Origin of the sequence: Bradyrhizobium sp. 956_D2_N1_4, assembly GCF_052076025.1 — a bacterium.
GTDB lineage: Bacteria > Pseudomonadota > Alphaproteobacteria > Rhizobiales > Xanthobacteraceae > Bradyrhizobium > Bradyrhizobium barranii.
This window is the reverse complement of the sequence record NZ_CP197237.1, coordinates 3,800,752-3,818,545: the sequence shown is the minus strand read 5'-3', so window position 1 is coordinate 3,818,545 and position 17,794 is coordinate 3,800,752. Positions and strand designations below refer to the sequence as shown.

General features: G+C 65.0%; 18 protein-coding genes. 9 read left to right on the top strand and 9 right to left on the bottom strand.

Going from position 1 to position 17,794, the window contains the following annotated elements; all coding sequences use genetic code 11:
* Positions 1–121 precede the first annotated feature (121 nt).
* Positions 122–1,672, bottom strand: a complete 1,551-nt coding sequence (locus AB7535_RS17920; RefSeq protein ID WP_167768209.1) for an undecaprenyl-phosphate glucose phosphotransferase — start codon at positions 1,670–1,672, stop codon at positions 122–124.
* Positions 1,673–1,792: 120 nt separating this feature from the next.
* Positions 1,793–2,926 carry a glycosyltransferase family 4 protein gene (locus AB7535_RS17915; RefSeq protein WP_135215979.1) on the bottom strand — a complete coding sequence of 378 codons (1,134 nt, stop codon included), beginning with the start codon at positions 2,924–2,926 and terminating at the stop codon, positions 1,793–1,795.
* 201 nt (positions 2,927–3,127) lie between these two features.
* Here AB7535_RS17915 and AB7535_RS17910 point away from each other — a divergent pair, with 201 nt between their 5' ends.
* The gene (locus AB7535_RS17910; RefSeq protein ID WP_135215980.1) at positions 3,128–5,410 is read left to right on the top strand and encodes a GumC family protein; all 2,283 of its coding nucleotides are present in this window, start codon (positions 3,128–3,130) and stop codon (positions 5,408–5,410) included.
* Between the two features lie 195 nt (positions 5,411–5,605).
* Here the strand turns inward: AB7535_RS17910 and AB7535_RS17905 are convergent, their stop codons facing one another.
* Positions 5,606–6,787, bottom strand: coding sequence for a GNAT family N-acetyltransferase (locus AB7535_RS17905; protein WP_135215981.1), 1,182 nt, complete (start codon positions 6,785–6,787; stop codon positions 5,606–5,608).
* Between the two features lie 112 nt (positions 6,788–6,899).
* Here AB7535_RS17905 and AB7535_RS17900 point away from each other — a divergent pair, with 112 nt between their 5' ends.
* Entirely contained in the window at positions 6,900–7,943 is a 1,044-nt protein-coding gene (locus tag AB7535_RS17900; RefSeq protein ID WP_135215982.1) for a polysaccharide deacetylase family protein, read from the top strand.
* Here the strand turns inward: AB7535_RS17900 and AB7535_RS17895 are convergent.
* A complete protein-coding gene (locus AB7535_RS17895) occupies positions 7,940–8,155 on the bottom strand; it encodes a DUF2842 domain-containing protein (protein WP_014494810.1) in 216 nt (71 codons plus the stop codon). The two genes, AB7535_RS17900 and AB7535_RS17895, sit on opposite strands and share 4 nt — an antisense overlap.
* Positions 8,156–8,265: 110 nt before the next feature.
* Here AB7535_RS17895 and AB7535_RS17890 point away from each other — a divergent pair, with 110 nt between their 5' ends.
* Complete coding sequence (locus AB7535_RS17890) at positions 8,266–9,348, top strand: COX15/CtaA family protein (RefSeq protein WP_354112936.1); 1,083 nt, start codon at positions 8,266–8,268, stop codon at positions 9,346–9,348.
* 5 nt (positions 9,349–9,353) lie between these two features.
* Here the strand turns inward: AB7535_RS17890 and AB7535_RS17885 are convergent, their stop codons facing one another.
* The 4 genes from AB7535_RS17885 to AB7535_RS17870 all read right to left on the bottom strand — a co-directional run bounded on the left by AB7535_RS17885 (position 9,354) and on the right by AB7535_RS17870 (position 12,757).
* Positions 9,354–9,698: a hypothetical protein gene (locus AB7535_RS17885; protein WP_063982941.1), complete on the bottom strand. Its 345-nt coding sequence runs from the start codon at positions 9,696–9,698 to the stop codon at positions 9,354–9,356.
* Between the two features lie 118 nt (positions 9,699–9,816).
* Positions 9,817–11,097, bottom strand: a complete 1,281-nt coding sequence (locus AB7535_RS17880) for an O-acetylhomoserine aminocarboxypropyltransferase (RefSeq protein ID WP_028149015.1) — start codon at positions 11,095–11,097, stop codon at positions 9,817–9,819.
* A 127-nt stretch (positions 11,098–11,224) separates the two neighbouring features.
* A complete protein-coding gene (locus tag AB7535_RS17875; protein WP_135215985.1) occupies positions 11,225–11,809 on the bottom strand; it encodes a CoA-binding protein in 585 nt (194 codons plus the stop codon).
* Positions 11,810–11,932: 123 nt separating this feature from the next.
* The gene (locus tag AB7535_RS17870; protein ID WP_135215986.1) at positions 11,933–12,757 is read right to left on the bottom strand and encodes an enoyl-CoA hydratase; all 825 of its coding nucleotides are present in this window, start codon (positions 12,755–12,757) and stop codon (positions 11,933–11,935) included.
* Positions 12,758–12,843: 86 nt separating this feature from the next.
* Here AB7535_RS17870 and AB7535_RS17865 point away from each other — a divergent pair, with 86 nt between their 5' ends.
* The 6 genes from AB7535_RS17865 (at position 12,844) to AB7535_RS17840 (ending at position 16,530) form a co-directional block, all read left to right on the top strand.
* Positions 12,844–13,272 (top strand): PaaI family thioesterase, encoded by a 429-nt coding sequence (locus AB7535_RS17865; protein ID WP_135215987.1) that lies wholly within the window; start codon positions 12,844–12,846, stop codon positions 13,270–13,272.
* 158 nt (positions 13,273–13,430) lie between these two features.
* Positions 13,431–13,895 carry a 50S ribosomal protein L13 gene (rplM, locus tag AB7535_RS17860; RefSeq protein ID WP_008137961.1) on the top strand — a complete coding sequence of 155 codons (465 nt, stop codon included), beginning with the start codon at positions 13,431–13,433 and terminating at the stop codon, positions 13,893–13,895.
* Position 13,896: 1 nt separating this feature from the next.
* The gene (rpsI, locus tag AB7535_RS17855; RefSeq protein WP_007611021.1) at positions 13,897–14,376 is read left to right on the top strand and encodes a 30S ribosomal protein S9; all 480 of its coding nucleotides are present in this window, start codon (positions 13,897–13,899) and stop codon (positions 14,374–14,376) included.
* Positions 14,377–14,606: 230 nt separating this feature from the next.
* Entirely contained in the window at positions 14,607–15,827 is a 1,221-nt protein-coding gene (locus tag AB7535_RS17850) for a GGDEF domain-containing protein (protein ID WP_135215988.1), read from the top strand.
* A gap of 70 nt (positions 15,828–15,897) precedes the next feature.
* On the top strand, positions 15,898–16,134 hold the full coding sequence (locus tag AB7535_RS17845) for a hypothetical protein (RefSeq protein WP_028149020.1): 237 nt from the start codon (positions 15,898–15,900) through the stop codon (positions 16,132–16,134).
* Between the two features lie 99 nt (positions 16,135–16,233).
* Complete coding sequence (locus AB7535_RS17840) at positions 16,234–16,530, top strand: antibiotic biosynthesis monooxygenase family protein (RefSeq protein WP_028155908.1); 297 nt, start codon at positions 16,234–16,236, stop codon at positions 16,528–16,530.
* A gap of 76 nt (positions 16,531–16,606) precedes the next feature.
* Here AB7535_RS17840 and AB7535_RS17835 read toward each other — a convergent pair whose 3' ends face one another.
* Positions 16,607–17,740 (bottom strand): AI-2E family transporter, encoded by a 1,134-nt coding sequence (locus AB7535_RS17835; RefSeq protein ID WP_135215989.1) that lies wholly within the window; start codon positions 17,738–17,740, stop codon positions 16,607–16,609.
* Between the last annotated feature and the right edge of the window lie 54 nt (positions 17,741–17,794).

Sequence of the window (17,794 nt, the reverse complement as noted above, 5' to 3'; positions counted from 1 at the left end):
GCTGTCATCGCCCGGCTTGACCGGGCGATCCAGTATTCCGCGGCGCGCGTTGCAGAAGACGGCAGGCGCTGCGGAGTACTGGATGCCCCGGTCAAGCCGGGGCATGACTGAGAAACTCAACTCAATACGCGTTCTCGTTCTTGGTCAGCAGCGAGACCGGCGTCTTCAGGAGAATGACGAGGTCGAACAGCACCGACCAGTTCTCGATGTAGTAGAGGTCGAATTCGACGCGCTTCTGGATCTTCTCTTCATTGTCGATCTCGCCGCGCCAGCCGTTGATCTGGGCCCAGCCGGTGATGCCGGGTTTGACGCGGTGACGAGCGAAATAGCCGTCGACGGCTTCGTCGAAAAGGCGGCTCTGGAGCTTGCCCTGCACCGCATGCGGACGCGGGCCGACCAGGGACAAATTGCCTGAGAACACCACGTTGAAGAGCTGCGGCAGCTCGTCGAGGCTGGTCTTGCGGATGAAGCGGCCGACGCGGGTGACGCGCGGATCGTTCTTGGTCACGACCTTGGAGGCGGTCGGGTCGGCCTGATGGTGGTACATCGAGCGGAATTTGTAGACGTCGATACGCTCGTTGTTGAAGCCGAAGCGCTTCTGACGGAACAGCGCCGGGCCGGGGCTGTCGAGCTTCACCGCCAGCGCCACCAGTCCCATCACCGGCAGGGCTGCGAGCAGCGCGAGGCCGCCGACGATGCGGTCGAACAGCCACTTCATCACCAGGTCCCAGTCGGTGATCGGCGCCTCGAACACGTCGAGCGTCGGCACCTCGCCGAGGTAGGAATAGGAGCGGGGACGGAAACGCAGCTTGTTGGTGTGCGCGGAGAGCCGGATGTCGACAGGCAGCACCCAGAGCTTCTTCAACATCTCCAGGATGCGCGTCTCCGCCGAGATCGGCAGCGCGAACAGCACGAGATCGACCCGGGTGCGGCGGGCGAATTCGACGATGTCGTCGACCTTGCCGAGCTTGCGCGCGCCGGCGCAGGTGTCGAGCGCGCGACTGTCGTTGCGGTCGTCGAACACGCCGAGCACGTGGATGTCGGAATCCTCCTGGGCATTCAGCGCCTCGACCAGTTGCTCGCCGTTGCTGTCGGAGCCAACGACGATGGTGCGGCGGTCGAGCCGGCCCTGGCGTGCCCAGGCGCGCACCAGCGAGCGCAGCACCAGACGTTGGGAGATGAGCGCGGCGAGCCCGAGGAAGTAGAAGGCGGCAAGCCACAGCCGCGACATTTCGCTGCCGAACTTGGCGAAGAAGGATACGCCGATGAACAGCAGGAAGACGAACGACCAGGACGAGATCATCCGCGTCATCTGCCGGAGCTGACCGCGGAACAGCTGCACCTGATAGATGTCGGCGGCCTGGAAGCAGACCACGGCGGCGACCGCGACGGCGATGATCTGCGCGGGATAAACCCAGCTGAAGGAACCGGCGAGCGGCATGACATAGCCGACATAGAGCGCGATGCCGACAAGGCTCAGCAGGGCGAAATCGGCCAGGCGGACGAAGCCGGTGATCACGATCGGCGAATAGGCGCGGGCGACCTTCTGGTTGACGACGTCGAGCGCGGCGGGCGAGAGCCGGCGACGGCGCTCCACAAACGGTTGGTCAGCCGGCTTCGTCGCCGCGCTTGTCGCGGCGTCGAGCATCGAGCGTGCGTTGAGCGGTTCCACGGGCGTCCACGTCCATTCCAAAAAACCCGCGGGTCGCAGCGTTGCGCCCCGGGCGAGCATCCCCTGGCACGTCGATTATCGGACAAATCGGAAGATTCTCTAAAGCGGTCTTAAGGATGGTTAATGATTGGCAAATGCGTCGCGATAACCCGCGAGCACGCCGTCAACCATCGCCTGCTGGGAGAAATGCGCGGAGATGCGCTCGCGCAGGGCGGATGCGCGCTGCGCGGTCGCCTGCGGATCGTCGAGCGCGGCCGCGATCGCTTCGGCCATGGCCTCGGCGTTGCTCGCCGCGAACAGCGCCGGGCTCTCGGGCCCAAAAATCTCGGGGATGCCGCCGACGCGGGCCGCGATCATGGGAATGCCGGCAGCTCCAGCCTCGATCACGACGTACGGCATTGAATCGCCGCGCGAGGGCACGACCAGCAGGCGCCCCTTGGAGAAGCCGTAGCGCGCCTTGACGTGACCGATGAAGCGGATGGCGTTGGAGAGGCCGAGCTTCTCGACCTGCGCCTTCAGCGCCGCTGTCTCCTCGCCGTCGCCGCCGAGCGTGAGCGTGACCTTCTTGCCACCCTCGTGCAGACGCGCCACCGCATCGACGAGCAAATCCGCACCCTTGATGTGCCTGAACTCGCCGACATAAGCGAGATCGGTGGCATCGTCGGCGATGCTAACAGGTTCGAACTCCTCCGGCGTTACGCCATTGAAGACGCAATGCACCACGCCCTTGGGTGTGCCGACGATGCGCTGATAGGTATCGCGCGCAAACGCGCTCTCGAACAGGAACAGGTCCGTCGCGTCCATCAGCGTGCGTTCGAGCCGCGCGTAAAACTCGCCCTTGAAGGTGTTGAGGGGATAGTGCAGCGAGCCGCCATGCGGGGTGTAGATGCGGATGGCGTCGTTGGATCGCCGCCGCATGCGGACGAAGGCGCCGGCCTTGGCTCCGTGGCCGTGCGTGACGTCGGGTTTGAGCGCGGCGATCAGGCGCCGCATCCGCAGCCACACCAGAAAATCGTCTGGCGACGGTTCGCGGCGGATCGCCAGCCGGTGCACGCCGAGCTTCAGCCGCGGCGCGAGTTCGGCCAGCGCCTTGTCCGCGCGCTCGCCGCCGGTGAGGCTGTCGGCGAGAATCCCGACGTGATGACCGCGATCGACCTGACCGTTGGCGAGATCGAGGATGTGGCGGAAGATGCCGCCCACGGGAGCGCGCACGGCGTGCAGGATGCGGAGCGGCCGGTCGGGAGAGGGGGGCATGATCAGAACCAGCGCTCGACGGCGAATGCTCGAACAATTCTCGAAATATCGAGATGGATTAAGAGCCCTCGTGGTTAACAAACGGTGTCGGCGCCGTGCGCGCCGGTCGCGGCAGGGCGCGATTAACCCAGCAGCAACCTTAATGGAGTGTAATCGCCCCGGTTGAGGTAGAGTCGCAGCGTTGCCCTGCGGGAGTGTTCGATGCGTTTAGCGTTCTGGCGTGCCGGCAAGGACAAGGCGGTGGTCGAGCGGGCTATTTCGAAGCCCAAGGCCGAAGCCAAATCGACCGAAGCCGCGCGAAAGATTGAAGCAGAGCCTGCGCCCGTTGCTGCGAAGCAGGCACAAGCCGAATCCGGCGATATCGATCTTCATGCGCTCGGCGCGGTGCTCGCCCGCAAGCGCGGCTGGATCATCGTGCCGACGGTGCTCGCGCTCGTCGCGTCGATCGCCGCCGTCAATCTCGTCACTCCGCGTTACAAGTCGGAATCCCGCATCCTGATCGACGGCCGCGAGAACGTGTTCTTGCGGCCGAGCAGCGACCGCAGCACCGAAGAGCGGCAGTCGCTCGATCCCGAGGCGGTGACCAGCCAGGTGCAGCTCGTGCTGTCGCGCGATCTCGCGCGCGAGATCATCAAAAAGAACAAGCTCGCGGAGCGCCCCGAATTCGATCCGGTGCTACAAGGCATTTCGCCGCTGAAGTCGCTCGCAGCGATGATCGGCATCGGTCGCGATCCGTTTTCGATGACGCCGGAAGAGCGGGTGCTGGATGCCTATTACGAGCGGCTCCAGGCCTACGCCGTCGACAAGTCGCGCGTGATCGTGGTCGAATTCCAGTCCGCCGATCCTGACCTTGCCGCGCGCGTCGCCAATTCGATCGCCGACGGCTATCTCGTGCTCCAGCAGAATGCGCGCCAGGATCAGGCCCGCAGCGCCAGCCAGTGGCTTTCGGGCGAAATCGAAAATCTGCGCAAGAAAGTCTCCGACGCCGAAGCCAAGGTCGAGGACTTCCGTTCCAAATCGTCGCTGTTCGTCGGCACCAACAACACCACGCTCTCGAACCAGCAGATGGGCGAGGTCAATACCCAGCTCAACAACGCGCGCTCGATGAGGGCGGATGCTGAATCCAGGGCGCGGCTGATCAAAGAGATGCTCCAGAGCGGCAAGCCGATCGAAGCGTCCGAGGTGGTGAATTCCGAACTGATGCGGCGGCTGTCCGAGCAGCGGGTGACGTTGCGGGCGCAGCTTGCCGAACAATCGTCCACGCTGCTCGGCAATCACCCGCGGATCAAGGAGCTGAAGGCGCAGCTCGGCGACCTCGACAACCAAATTCGCGACGAAGCGGCCAAGATCTCGCGCTCGCTCGAAAGCGATGCGCGGATCGCCGGTGGCCGGGTCGACGGCCTGACGGCGAGCCTCGACCAGCTCAAGAAGCAGGCGACCTCGACCAACGGTCAGGACGTCCAGCTCCGCGCGCTCGAGCGCGAAGCCAAGGCGCAGCGCGACCTGCTCGAGACGTATCTTGGGAAGTATCGCGAGGCCAGCACCCGCGAAAGCATCGACACCGCGCCGGCGGAAGGCCGCATCATCTCGCGCGCCATCGTCTCGAATACGCCGGCCTATCCGAAGAAGCTGCCGATCGTGCTGATTGCGACGATCGCGACGCTGCTGCTCTCGTCCGGCGTCGTCGTCACCGGCGAGCTGCTGCGCCAGACCGCGCCACGCGCGGTGGCGGTGTTCACGCCGGCGCAGACGCAGGCGCCGGTGCGCCAAGAGCCGGTGGTCCAGCCGGTCGTCCCGTCGGTGGCCGAGCCGATGCTCGATCCGGTTGTGGAAGACCTTACGCCGCTTCAGCCCGAGATGACGGCCGATGCCGACGTCACTGAATTCGCCGAGATCGAGCATCTCGCCGACAACCTGCGCGCTGCGGGACCGGCGGCGAAGAAGGTCACGGTGCTCGGCACCGCGGCCGGCGAAGCCATCACGCTGTCGACGCTGACGCTGGCCCGGCACCTGGCGCGCGAGGCGCGCGTCGTTGTGGTCGATCTCGCCGCATCCTCGCCGACCATCGCCGCGGTGTCCGTCGATGCTTCGGCTCCCGGCCTCGCCGAGCTGATGCAGGGCGAGGCCTCGTTCGCGCAGATCATCACCCGGGACAAGCTCTCGCGGTTGCACCTGGTTATGGCCGGCCGTCCCGGCTTCGACCGCAGCCTGCTGCAATCGCCACGGGTGACGCTCGCGATCGATGCGCTGCTCCGCGCCTACGACCACGTGCTGGTGGACGCCGGCAGCGCCTCGGACCTCCCAGCGGAACTCTTGACGGCGCATGCCCGCGCCGTCGTGGTGCCCGACGCGTCGATGGCGCCGGACGCCCGCACGCTGATGTGCGAGCAGCTGAAGGCGGTCGGTTTCAGCGAGGTGACGATGCTGAGCAGGCCGGTGCAGCCGTCGGACGCTGTGGAAACGCCGCGTGTGGTGGCGGCGTAATTCTCACCCTCTGCCCCTGCGGGAGAGGGTGGCTTCGCGAAAGCGAAGCCGGGTGAGGGGGCTTTCTCCACGAACTCGGAATCGTAGGGTGGGCAAAGGCGCATTTGCGCCGTGCCCACCACCTTTCAACGACTGCGGGAGACGTGGTGGGCACGCTTCGCTTTGCCCACCCTACGAGACCAGAGGCTGTGACGCCTACCCGAACGTCTGCCGCAGCCGCCGCGCCAGATCGAACAACACCTGGTTCTGCTTCACCAGCCGTTTGCCGTGGCTCAGCGAGGACATCGCCATCGCCGCGAGTTTTCCGCGCGCGGTCAGGGGCACGAAGCTGTCGAAAATGTCGTCGTCGTCCTTGCAGAACATGCGCTTGTAATCGTCCGAGCCGATGCCGAGATCGAGCGAGCGGTAGCCGCGTTCGGCGTAGCGGTCGATGATGTAGCGCATCAGGATCAGCCCGGGGCTGTAGCGGGCGTGCTCGGACATCGTGTAGGTGTTGAACATCATCGAGAAGCGCTGGCCGTCGGCGACGCCGGCGAAGATCGCGATCACCTCGTCGTCGCACTCGAGCGCATGGATGTCGATGACGCGGCCTTCGCCGCGCGCAGACAGGCACGCGCTGCGGATGAACGCTTCGACGCCGGGCTCGGCAAAGACGTTGGGCAGTTTCTGTTCGGCCATCCGCGCCGGCTTGACCCTGAAGAACCAGTCGAGCAGGCGGGTGACGTCCGCATCCGTAGTGGCGAGGTGATAACGATAGCCGGCAAGCGCCTGGAGCTTCTTTTCCTTGCTCTTGAGGCGGCGGCGAAAGGAGTTGCTGATCCGCGATGCGGGCGGCCCGCCCGGCTCCATCGCCAGGAGAGGGCAGCCGTTGATCGCACTCTGCCGCGGCAGTTGCGCGAACGGGTTGTGCTGGTCGTGCCAGCGCAGCGGCTGCTGCGTCAGCGCGAGCACGTCGGCATGCTCGCGCAGCGGCGCAAGCAGCGCGTCGAGATCGGCGATGGTGACCTCGGCGGCGAACTCGGCGTTCCACAGGCCCATGTTGAAGGTGGTGTGCTTGCCGCCCATGAAGCAGGCCGTGCGCACGCCGTGGCCTTGCCGCAGCGAGAGCGGCAGCAGCAGGAGCGGCTGGCGCTCGGCGTCGCGGGCAATGACGATGAAGGGACTGGCGCCTTCGTGGCTGCCGACCAGCCGTTGCCATGGGCCGAGCAGGTCGAAGCGCTGGTAGGGCGTGAAGAGGTGGCCGCTCTCCTCGAGCGCGCGCCAGACCGTCTCTGCCTCGGCCAGATCGGTGACGATATCGACATGCGCGATACGGCTCGCTTTCGACCGCGCTGGCGATTCTGCCGTCCGGCTTTGCATCGCCGCAGCCATGGTCATTCACGAAACCTGTCGAGAAACGAAAAATTTGCGTATTTCGGCCTGTGGCCGACCTTTGCAAAGAAATGTCAACAAAGGGTAATGACAATCAGGCGAACGCGAAGGTGGGATATTGGCATCCGACGACAGATGGCTGGAGCGGTTGCGGCTTGAGCTGGCCTGGTTCACCGGTCAGGCTGTGCTGCGCAGCCGCGGCGCCGGCGCGATCCTGCGCTTTCAACACGTGCGGCCGCGGCGGCGCGGCGCGTTTCAGCCGCTGCGTGAAAGCGAAATCAGTCCGCAATTCCTCGATCGCGCCATTCATGCGCTGAAGCGGTGGGGGTATGACTTCCTCGGCATGGACGATGTCTGCCGCCGCGCGGTGACGCTGCCGCAGAATCGGCGCTTCGTGGCGCTGACCTTCGACGGCGCCAACAAGGACCTCATCAGCTTCGCCTATCCGGTGCTGGCGCGCCACGCCGTGCCGTTCACGATCTATGTGCCCACCGCGTTTCCCGATGGAGTCGGCGAGGGCTGGTGGCTCGGGCTCGAGCGGATGATCGCGCGCGAGAGCCGCATCAACCTGATGATGGGCGAGAAAGAGCAACGTTTCACCGTCACGGGCAACGCCGAGAAGCAGGCGCTGTTTTCGTTCGTCGAGAGCTGGCTGCGCTCGTTGCCGCCGGCGGATTTGTCGGCCGCGATCGCCGATCTCTGCACGCGCTACCGGATCGACCTCGCTGCGCTCACGCGCGAAGCCTCGATGGATTGGGAGGATCTGGTAAAGCTTGCGGCGGATCCGCTGGTCACGGTCGGCAGCGCGACGGTGAACTATCCCGTTCTCGCCAACATGAAGGACGCCGCCGCGTTGCGCGAGATGACGATGGGCAAGGCGGTCGCGGAAGCGGCCTTCGACCGCGATATCAGGCATCTGGCCTTTCCGTTCGGCGATCGCTCGTCTTTCCGGCGCAGCCACGTCGTCATGGCGGAAGAGGCCGGCTTTGCCAGCGCCGTCTCGACCATCTCTGGCATCGTGGACGCGGAGGGGCGCACCAATCTGCACGCACTGCCGCGGATTTCCTGGGACGGCCGGATACAATCACTGCGCATGCTGCGCGTGCTGGTGTCCGGTGTTGCCTTCGCGCCGGTGAAACCGACCGGCAGCGTTACGAATTAAGATTTGACGCGATCAGGCCGCTGCATCCAACTCACGATCGGCATCGCCGGCAGCACCCAGCCCATGCCGACCACCACGTAGTAGATCGCCTGCCGCCAGCCGGACTCGGCGATCCACGGCATCTGCGCCAGCGCCATGCCGAGCAGGGCCCAGACAGTGGCCAGCACCAGGAGCAGGATGGCGCCGAGGAACTTGCGGGTGCGGATCGTCATGGCGGAATGCTGCGGCCTTCGCGTAACTTGCGCTGCGGGAGCGGGGGACTATAAGGGGCACGCAGTCCGGTTCAAGTCTCTTTGCAACAAGGCTTGGTTTTGCCCCTGAAATGACGACGATTTTCGCTCCGACCAACCCGCATCGCGCCGTGCGCTGGTGGTTGATTTCCGTGGCCGCCCTCATCGCGCTGATGGTGCTGGTCGGCGGCGCGACGCGGCTGACGGAATCCGGCCTCTCGATCGTCGAATGGAAGCCGGTCACGGGCAGCGTGCCGCCGCTGTCGGAGGCGCAGTGGACCGAGGCCTTCGAGGCCTACAAGAAGATCCCGCAATACCGCGAGCTCAACGCCGGCATGAGCCTGTCCGAGTTCAAGGAGATCTATTGGTGGGAATGGAGCCACCGCTTTCTCGGCCGCTTCATCGGCGTTGCCTATCTCTTGCCGTTCCTGTTCTTCCTGTGGCGCGGCGGCCTGTCGGGCGAGTTGAAACGGCGGCTGTGGCTGCTGTTCGCGCTTGGCGGACTCCAGGGCGCCGTCGGCTGGTGGATGGTGGCCTCGGGTCTCACGGAACGGGTCGAGGTTTCGCAATATCGGCTCGCGACGCATCTGATGCTCGCGCTGCTGATCTTTGCCGGCATCGTCTGGACGGTGCGGCGGCTCGCCGAGCGTCCGCAGATCGTTGCGCCCGCGCGGCTGAGATTCACGAGCGTGCTGCTACTCATCGTGACCTTCGTCCAGATCTATTTCGGCGCGCTGGTCGCGGGTCTGCGCGCCGGGCGTGCCTACAACACCTGGCCGCAGATCGACGGCGCGTTCATTCCCGCAGGCGACCGGCTCTGGTTCGAGACGCCGTGGTGGCGCAACATGTTCGACAACGTGCTGACGGTGCAGTTCGAGCACCGCATGACGGCCTATGCGCTGTTCGTGCTGGCGGCGCTGCACGCATTCGATGCGGTGCGTTCACGCGCGGGCCGAGCTGCGAGCGGCGCGCTGTTGCTGCTGGGCGCGGTGGGCCTGCAGGCGGTGCTCGGCATCCTCACGCTGCTCAACCAGGTGCCGATCGATCTCGCGCTTTCGCACCAAGCGGTTGCGATCGTGGTGCTCACGCTTGCAGTGATGCAGGTGGAGCGGCTGGCCTCGCGACAATCTGCACAGGCGCAGCCGCGCGCGGTTCCGGTCGGTCAGGCCGGCTGATCAGGTCAGCAATAGCCGTAGACGCCGCATGCGTAGGGCAGGCGCCAGAAATAGCCGACCTGTGGTCCGCCGTAGTACGGGCCCTGATAATCGTAGCTCCAGGGCCGGCCATAATAGCCCGGCAAGGTGCTGGAGCCGGGCAGGAGCGGCGTGCCCGGCAGGTTGCGGATGTAGCTGCCGATGCCATAGGCCGGCGAGATCAGCGCATCCGGATCGGTCTCGACATAGACCTGTGGCGGGTCCTGCGGCGGCACGGCAGCGCGCCGTCTCGCTGTGGCCGGCAGATCGGCGGCAACGGCAGCTGAGACCGTCAGCATGGCGGCAAGGGCAGGCACCATCCAGCGCAGCATCGTCGGCTCCGAATCAAAGGGGCGATCCAAGGACGATGTATGCGGTAGATATGGTTAATGACTGTTAACGCGGGCTGTCATTCCGGGGCGAGGCAACGCCCCGGAATGACCAGGAAAGCTACGCCCCCAGCGCCTGCTCCAGATCGGCGATCAGATCTTCCTTGTCTTCGATGCCGATCGAGAGCCGCACCACGTCGGGGCCGGCGCCGGACTTCACCTTGGCGGCGTCGTCGAGCTGGCTGTGCGTCGTCGAGGCCGGGTGGATGACCAGCGAGCGGGTGTCGCCGACGTTGGCCAAGTGCGAGAACAGCTGCAGCTTCGACACCAGGCTGACGCCGGCGTCATAGCCGCCCTTCAGGCTGAAGGTGAACACGGCGCCTGCGCCCTTCGGCGCGTATTTGCGTGCAAGCTGGTTGTACTTGTCGCTTGCCAAGCCCGCATAGCTCACCGAGGCCACCGCCGGATGGCCGGCGAGGAATTCTGCAACGGCCTTGGCGTTGTCGCAGTGCTTCTGCATCCGCAGCGGCAGCGTCTCGATGCCGGTCAGGATCATGAAGGCGTTGAACGGCGACAGCGCGGGTCCGAGATCGCGCAGGCCCAGCACGCGGCAGGCGATCGCGAAAGCGAAATTGCCAAAGGTCTCCTGGAGGCGGATGCCGTGATATTCGGGCCGCGGCTCCGACAGCATCGGATATTTGCCGCCCGTGGACCAGTCGAACGTGCCGGCGTCGACGATGATGCCGCCGAGCGAATTGCCGTGGCCGCCCAGGAATTTCGTCAGCGAGTGCACGACGATGTCGGCGCCATGGTCGATCGGGCGGATCAGGTAGGGCGAGGCCAGCGTGTTGTCGACGATCAGCGGCACGCCCGCCTTGCGCGCCACCGTCGAGATCGCCTCGATGTCGGTGATGCTGCCGCCGGGATTGGCAATGGACTCGATGAAGATGGCCTTCGTGCGCGGCGTCACCGCGCGCTCGAAGCTTGCGATGTCATCGGAATCCGCCCACACCACGTTCCAGCCGAAGCTCTTGAACGCATGCGAGAACTGGTTGATCGAGCCGCCATAGAGCTTGCGCGCGGCGATGAATTCGTCGCCGGGCTGGAGCAATTGCTGCAGCACCACGACCTGTGCGGCGTGGCCCGAGGCGACCGCAAGCGCGGCGGTGCCGCCTTCGAGTGCGGCAACACGCTCTTCCAGCACCGCGTTGGTGGGATTGCCGATGCGGGTATAGATGTTGCCGAATGCCTGCAGGCCGAACAGCGAGGCGGCGTGGTCGGCGTCGTTGAAGACGAAAGAGGTGGTTTGATAAATCGGGGTCGCGCGCGCACCGGTGGTGGGATCGGGTTGTGCACCGGCATGCACGGCGAGGGTTGAAAATCCCGGAAGGCGATCGCTCATTGAGGGCGTCCTGTTCTTGTGATCTGAAATCGCGCGGCATGCTGATCGGCGACGCGCCCGCCGTCAAGGCGCCGCTTCACATCACGGCGCTACGATTGTCACGTTCGCGCAACGGAAGTTTATTGCGTCAGCTTTGCTCGGTCTTGTTCTTTGCAGCGCGATCGGAAGCTGCGGTGTCGCCGCCGCCGACACTCATCCGATTGAGGGATAGCTGCATGCCTTGCGTCGGCGCCGGCGGCCGTTTGGAGCTCAGCGTGCGTGAATTGACGCCCATCCAGGAAATCTCGGACGACAAGCGGCCATATTCGATCTTGGGGCAGCGGTTCATCACGACCTTGATCCCGGCGGCCTCGGCCTTCGCCGCGGCTGCGTCTTCGCGCGCGCCAAGCTGCATCCAGATCACCTTCGGCAGCGGATCGAGCGTGAGCGCTTCTTCGACCACCGGCATGATGTGGCTGGAGTTGCGAAAGATGTCGATCATGTCGACGGGGCGGCCGATGTCGGAGAGCGAGGCGACAAACGGCTTTCCGAGCAGATCCTTGCCGACATGGCCGGGATTGACCGGGATCATGTCATAGCCGCGCTGCGCCAGATATTTGAACGCAAAATAGCTCGGCCGCACATTGACGGGCGAGGCGCCGACCATCGCGATCGACTTCACGCTGTTGAGGATGCCGCGGATGTAATTGTCGGGATAGGCGTCGTGGTTCATCTTTTTCTTTCTCTGACCCTCATGGTGAGGAGCGCGGCCCGCGCGTCTCGAACCATGAGGCCACAGTCGGGCCTCCATCCTTCGAGACGCCGCGTTCCGCGGCTCCTCAGGATGAGGAGTTGACTATTCATCCCGCCATGTCGGCGTGCGCTTCTCGATGAACGCGCCGATGCCTTCCTCGGCGTCGCGCGCCATCATGTTCTCGGTCATCACCTCTGCCGCATAGCGATAGGCGTCCGCAAGGCTCATCTCGGCCTGGCGATAGAACGCCTCCTTGCCGAGCTTGACGGTGTAGGCCGACTTCAGCGCGACCTGTTCGGCGAGGGCAATTGCGGCCTCGCGCTCGGTGCCGGCCGCGACCACGCGGTTGATGAGCCCGATCTCGCGGGCGCGCGTGGCCGCGATCGGCTCGCCGGTCAGCAGCATTTCCATCGCCTGCTTGCGCGGCACGTTCCGCGACAGCGCCACCATCGGCGTGGAGCAGAACAGGCCGATATCGACGCCCGGCGTGGCGAAGCTCGCCGCTTCCGAGGCGATCGCGAGATCGCAGCTTGCCACGAGCTGGCAGCCGGCCGCGGTCGCAATGCCCTGGACGGCCGCGACCACGGGCTTCGGCAAATGCACGACCGCCTGCATCATCGCGCTGCAGGCGGTCATCATCTCGGCAAAGAAGGCGCGGCCGCGATCCGGGTCAGTGCGGCGCGCGGTCAGCTCCTTCATGTCGTGGCCGGCGGAGAAGGCGGGGCCGTTGGCGGCGATCACCACGCCGCGGACCGCCTTGTCGTCGCGGATCTCATTGAGCTCGGCATGCAGGCTTGCGATCATCGCCTGCGACAGGCTGTTGCGCGCGGCCGGACGGTTCAGCGTCAGGACCGCGATGGGGCCTATGGTCTCGCGCAGCAGGCTCGACGGTTGCGGGGAGGGGGCGCGGGCGGCCTGGGCGGACATCGAAGCGTTCCCGGTTGGATTCTTGCAATTGGATGACGCAGATAACTTAATGTAACAGGGGATGCGAAGCGAGGGTGAGGCGAAGCATGGCGTTAGCGAAAATGAGCGTGGCGGAGGTCGAGCAGTTTCTCCGTGACGAGTTTCCCCAGGCCTTCAGCGGCGATGACATCACGATCGAGAGCGCCGACGGCCAGACCTGCCTTTTGCGCCAGCGCTACAGCGAAAGGATGCTGCGGCCGGGTGGAACCGTGTCCGGCCCGACGCTGATGGCACTGGCGGATTTCGCGATGTACGTGGTGCTGCTGTCCGCGATCGGGCCGATCGGGCTCGCGGTCACCACCAATCTCAACATCAACTTCCTGCGTAAGGGGCTACCGGGACAGGACGTGCTCGCGGAAGCGCGGCTGCTCAAGCTCGGCAAGCGCCTGGCGGTCGGCGAGGTGAAGCTGCTGTCCGGCACGTCGCCCGATCCCATTGCCCATGTCACCTCGACCTATTCCATTCCAAATGTTTGAGCTTTTCGCAGGTAATATAGTACCATAATTTTAAGATATTGATTTTGCTATTGTAATTCCCGCTATGGGGCATTGACCGTTGCGCGTCTCTTCTCTAGAAAACCGCCCAGTCCGGCGCGGTGTTCGCGCCGATATCTCCCGTCCACGGAAACTCCGATATGAAAACCTTTTCGGCAAAGCCGGCTGAGGTGACGAAGAAGTGGGTACTGATCGACGCCAAGGGTCTGGTCGTCGGCCGTCTCGCAACCATCGTCGCCATGCGCCTGCGCGGCAAACACCTCCCGACCTACACCCCGCACGTTGATTGCGGCGACAACGTCATCATCATCAACGCGCAGCATGCGGTCCTCACCGGTCGCAAGCGCGAGCAGAAGACCTATTACAAGCACACCGGTTACGTCGGCCACGTCAAGGAGCGCACCGCGCGCCAGATCCTCGAGGGCAAGCATCCCGAGCGCGTGCTCGAGAAGGCCGTCGAGCGCATGATCCCGCGTGGTCCGCTCGGTCGCGTCCAGATGGGCAACCTCCGCGTCTATGGCGGCGCCGATCATCCTCACGAGGCCCAGACGCCCGAGAAGATCGACATCGCCAAGTTGAACCGCAAGAACACGAGGGCCGCATAACATGGCCGAATCCATCCAGTCGCTCGACCAGCTCTCGCAGCTCAAGACGGCGGCCGCGCCCGACGCGCCCAAGCACGAGAAGAAGGTCGACAAGTTCAACCGCGCCTACGCCACCGGCAAGCGCAAGGACGCGGTCGCCCGCGTCTGGATCAAGCCGGGCGCCGGCAAGGTCACGGTCAATTCGCGCGAGGTCGAGGTCTATTTCGCCCGTCCCGTGCTGCGCATGATGATCGAGCAGCCGTTCTCGGTGGCCGCGCGTTCCGGCCAGTACGACGTGATCTGCACGGTTGCCGGCGGTGGTCTGTCCGGCCAGGCCGGTGCCGTCCGTCACGGCATCTCCAAGGCGCTCACCTATTTCGAGCCGGAGCTGCGTACCGTGCTCAAGAAGGGCGGCTTCCTGACCCGCGACTCCCGCGTGGTCGAGCGCAAGAAGTACGGCAAGGCCAAGGCCCGCCGGTCCTTCCAGTTCTCGAAGCGTTAATCGCTTCGGTCACATTCGCCGCGAAAGCGGCTTCAATGAGATGCAAAAGGGCGCTGATTTCAGCGCCCTTTTTGTTGTTCGTTTGTATGCAAATTGATGACGTGTTTCCCGAAAACTTGGCCTCGCGTGAAAACCTGAATGGAACTCGCGGGACATAGCGTCGCATCTGGAAGGGCGCGCAAGTCGGCTGGGCCGATCGCGTAACTTGCTATGTCTAGAAGGGGGCCGACATGATGTCGCTCGATAGCATCACGCTCTATTTGGTCGCCACCATGGTTGCCGCACTGCTCGGCGCCATGATGGTGTTTTTCGGCAAGCAGGAGAACAGCCCCGCGCTGAAATGGTGGGGCACCGCGTATCTCCTCGGCGCAGCGTCCGTCGCGCTATGGACCGCGGCCGGCGACAAGCTCGGCCCGCATCTTTACCTTGCGCTGAACGCAGTCGGCTTCGTCGCCTGCGGCATGGTGTGGAATGCGGCGCGCGTCTTCCACGGCCGCAAGCCGAATTGGCCGGGTCTCCTTGTCGGCGCGCTGGCCTGGGCCGCCGCCGTGACGCTGCTTGATCCCGCCGCGTCCATGCTGCGCATGATCGTCGGCGCCGGCATCGTCTCGGTCTATGCGGCACTGACGGCGAGCGAGCTCTGGGTTGAGCGGCGCAAGAGCCTGCAACGGCGCTGGCCGGCCTTCGTGGTGCCGGTGATGCACGGCTGCGTGCTGATGCTGCCGATCGTGCTCGGCAGCTTCCTGCGTCCGAACGATGCCGGCTTCTCCAGCAGCATCTGGGTCACCGTGTTTGCGGTCGAGCTCATCCTTTATGCCGTCGGCACCGTGTTCGTGATCTTCATGCTGGTGTCGGAGCGCACGGTGACTGCGCACCGGACCGCCGCGTCCACCGATCCCCTGACCGGCATGCTCAACCGCCGCGGCTTCTCGGAAGCCTGCGGGCGCGTGATCGAGCGCGAAGCCAAGGCCGGCCGTCCCGTGACCGTGATGATCTTCGACATCGATCATTTCAAGTCGATCAACGACCGCTTCGGCCATCCTGCCGGCGACGAGATGCTGAAGCTGTTCTCGACCGTCGTCGTCAGCAACCTGCGCATGACCGACATGTCGGGCCGCATCGGCGGCGAGGAGTTCGCCGCCCTGCTGCCGTGTTCGCTGGAGGAGGGCGTGCTGGTTGCCGAGCGCGTGCGCGAGGCGTTCGAGACCTCCGGCGTCGTGGTCGATGAGGGCCCGGTCGACACCACCGTCAGCATCGGCGTTGCCGGCGGTCCGGCCGGCACCGAGCTCGAGGTGTTGCTGGCCTCGGCCGACACAGCGCTCTACCAGGCCAAGCGCGGCGGTCGTAACCGCGTCGAGGCGGCGGAGGAGCTGCCGCTGTCGCTGGAGAACTGGCGTCGCCAGAGCGCGGCGCGGGTTGGTGCGCCGCAGGCGCGTCCGGCCACCGCCTGAAGCCAAGAGGCGCCTCAAGAGGCGCCTTCGGTAATCCGCTGTTTACCATTCGATCCCTACCATTGCGGTCATGGAATCGATCCGTCGACAGAACCCGCAGGCTGCCCTGATGTCGCTCGAAGCCGCTGCGGCCTCGGCACGCGGCGGCTTCGCCTGCGTGTTCTCCACCGCGGATGAATACGAGCGCGCGCTGATCACCGAGCGCCGCGCGCAGGGGCGCTACACGCAAAGCCGTAGCTACTGGCCGCTCGCGCTGTTCATCGGTTGCGCGCTCATCGTGGCAGGCACCGCTCTGCTGTTGGCCTGAGAGCACGCATTTTTGACCGGTCAGGGCGCCGATTCGGTGCCTTTTTCTTCGTTGCGGTCTACGGTAGACACACCCATTAAACAAACAGGGTGGAAACCGATGATCACCGAGATCGCGCAAATCGACGTCAAGCCGGGCAGCGAGAAGGACTTTGAGGCGGCCGTCGCCAAGGCCAAGGCCGCCTTCGGCGGTTCGAAGGGCTTTCACGGCTTCGAGCTGCACAAGTCGATCGAGAAGCCGCAGCGCTACCGGCTGATGGTGAAGTGGGCGACGCTGGAGAACCACACCGTCGATTTCCGCGGCTCGGAGAATTTCACCGAATGGCGCGGCCTCGTCGGTCAGTACTTTGCTTCGCCCCCGGAGGTCGAGCACACCGAGACCGTGCTGACGACCTGAGCGACTTCACGACGCCTTACGCCGCCTCGTCGCTTGAGCATGATCTTTTCGGAAAACCGCTGCGCACTTTTCCGGATCATGCTGCCAGGGGCGGCGCCTCATACGTCTTGAAGTGGTCGATCATGACCTTGGCGATGGCGACCAGTGGCAGCGCCAGCGCCAGGCCCCAGATGCCGAACACGACGCCGAGCAGGATCTGGAACGCGAACAGCGTGGCCGGCGGGATGTCGAGCGCCTGCCGCTGCAGGATCGGCGTCAGCACATAGCTCTCCATCGCGTGCACGCCCATGAAGAGGAGGAAGGCCGACAGCGCCGGAATCCAGCCCGAGGCGAGGCTCGCGAGCACCACGACGACGCCGGCAATGATGGCGCCGACGGTCGGAATGAAGGCGAGCAGGCCCGCCTGAATCCCCAGGATGAACGAGCCGGGGATGCCGATGATGGCAAGCCCGATCCAGGTCACGATGCCAACAGCGATCATCACGACGATCTGCGCGATCAGCCAGCGTTCCAGCGTCTCGCTGATGCCGTCGATGATCAGGGTGACGCGGGTGCGATGCCTCGCCGGCGCCAGGAACAACAGGCCGTCGTGGTAGACGCCGGGCTGGGCGGCGAAGGACAGCCCCAGGAACAGCACGATGAAGATGTTTCCCACGCCGTGGATGGTGCCGAGCAGGAGCTTGAAGGTCTGGCTCACGATCGCGCCACCGCTGGAGGCCAGCGCGCCGGCGCCGGGCAAGGAACCGCGCGGGGGTGCTGCTGGCGAGGGTGTCGAGTCCGATGGTGGATTGGCCGAAGCGTCAGATGCAGCGCTGCCGAGATCGAAGAAGCTGGTGTCGATCCCGTGGTTGTCCAGGAAGGTCTTCACGTTGCCGATCTGCGACTTGATGGTCTTGCTCAGCAGCGAGGCCTGCTCGGCGATGGTGGCGCCGCCGAGATAGGCGACGCCTGCGAGCAGCACCGCAAGCACGACGCAGACGATCGCGAGCCGGACCGGATGCGGCAGGTGCACGCGGCGGCCGAGCGCGTTGGTCAGTGCGTTGAGGCCGACGCCGAGCAGCATGCCGGTGAAGATCAGCAGCAGCGTGGTCGCAAAATACCAGGTGAAGACCAGCATCGCCGTGAACAGCACGACGCCGATACCGCCGACCGAAATTGCCCAAGCCAGATCGGTGCGGGTCGTGGGGCGTTGGTCTGCGAGGATGGTCACATCATGTCCTTTTCGGCGGCTGCGGGCGGGGCACTCTTTCGACAAACGCGCTTT

Bases quoted from the DNA above. Each gene is read 5' to 3' on its own strand.
- AB7535_RS17915 (WP_135215979.1), bottom strand. From the start codon at position 2,926: ATGCCCCCCTCTCCCGACCGGCCGCTCCGCATCCTGCACGCCGTGCGC.
- AB7535_RS17910 (WP_135215980.1), top strand. From the start codon at position 3,128: ATGCGTTTAGCGTTCTGGCGTGCCGGCAAGGACAAGGCGGTGGTCGAG.
- AB7535_RS17905 (WP_135215981.1), bottom strand. From the start codon at position 6,787: ATGACCATGGCTGCGGCGATGCAAAGCCGGACGGCAGAATCGCCAGCG.
- AB7535_RS17895 (WP_014494810.1), bottom strand. From the start codon at position 8,155: ATGACGATCCGCACCCGCAAGTTCCTCGGCGCCATCCTGCTCCTGGTG.
- AB7535_RS17890 (WP_354112936.1), top strand. From the start codon at position 8,266: ATGACGACGATTTTCGCTCCGACCAACCCGCATCGCGCCGTGCGCTGG.
- AB7535_RS17885 (WP_063982941.1), bottom strand. From the start codon at position 9,698: ATGCTGCGCTGGATGGTGCCTGCCCTTGCCGCCATGCTGACGGTCTCA.
- AB7535_RS17880 (WP_028149015.1), bottom strand. From the start codon at position 11,097: ATGAGCGATCGCCTTCCGGGATTTTCAACCCTCGCCGTGCATGCCGGT.
- AB7535_RS17875 (WP_135215985.1), bottom strand. From the start codon at position 11,809: ATGAACCACGACGCCTATCCCGACAATTACATCCGCGGCATCCTCAAC.
- AB7535_RS17870 (WP_135215986.1), bottom strand. From the start codon at position 12,757: ATGTCCGCCCAGGCCGCCCGCGCCCCCTCCCCGCAACCGTCGAGCCTG.
- AB7535_RS17865 (WP_135215987.1), top strand. From the start codon at position 12,844: ATGGCGTTAGCGAAAATGAGCGTGGCGGAGGTCGAGCAGTTTCTCCGT.
- rplM (WP_008137961.1), top strand. From the start codon at position 13,431: ATGAAAACCTTTTCGGCAAAGCCGGCTGAGGTGACGAAGAAGTGGGTA.
- rpsI (WP_007611021.1), top strand. From the start codon at position 13,897: ATGGCCGAATCCATCCAGTCGCTCGACCAGCTCTCGCAGCTCAAGACG.
- AB7535_RS17850 (WP_135215988.1), top strand. From the start codon at position 14,607: ATGATGTCGCTCGATAGCATCACGCTCTATTTGGTCGCCACCATGGTT.
- AB7535_RS17845 (WP_028149020.1), top strand. From the start codon at position 15,898: ATGGAATCGATCCGTCGACAGAACCCGCAGGCTGCCCTGATGTCGCTC.
- AB7535_RS17840 (WP_028155908.1), top strand. From the start codon at position 16,234: ATGATCACCGAGATCGCGCAAATCGACGTCAAGCCGGGCAGCGAGAAG.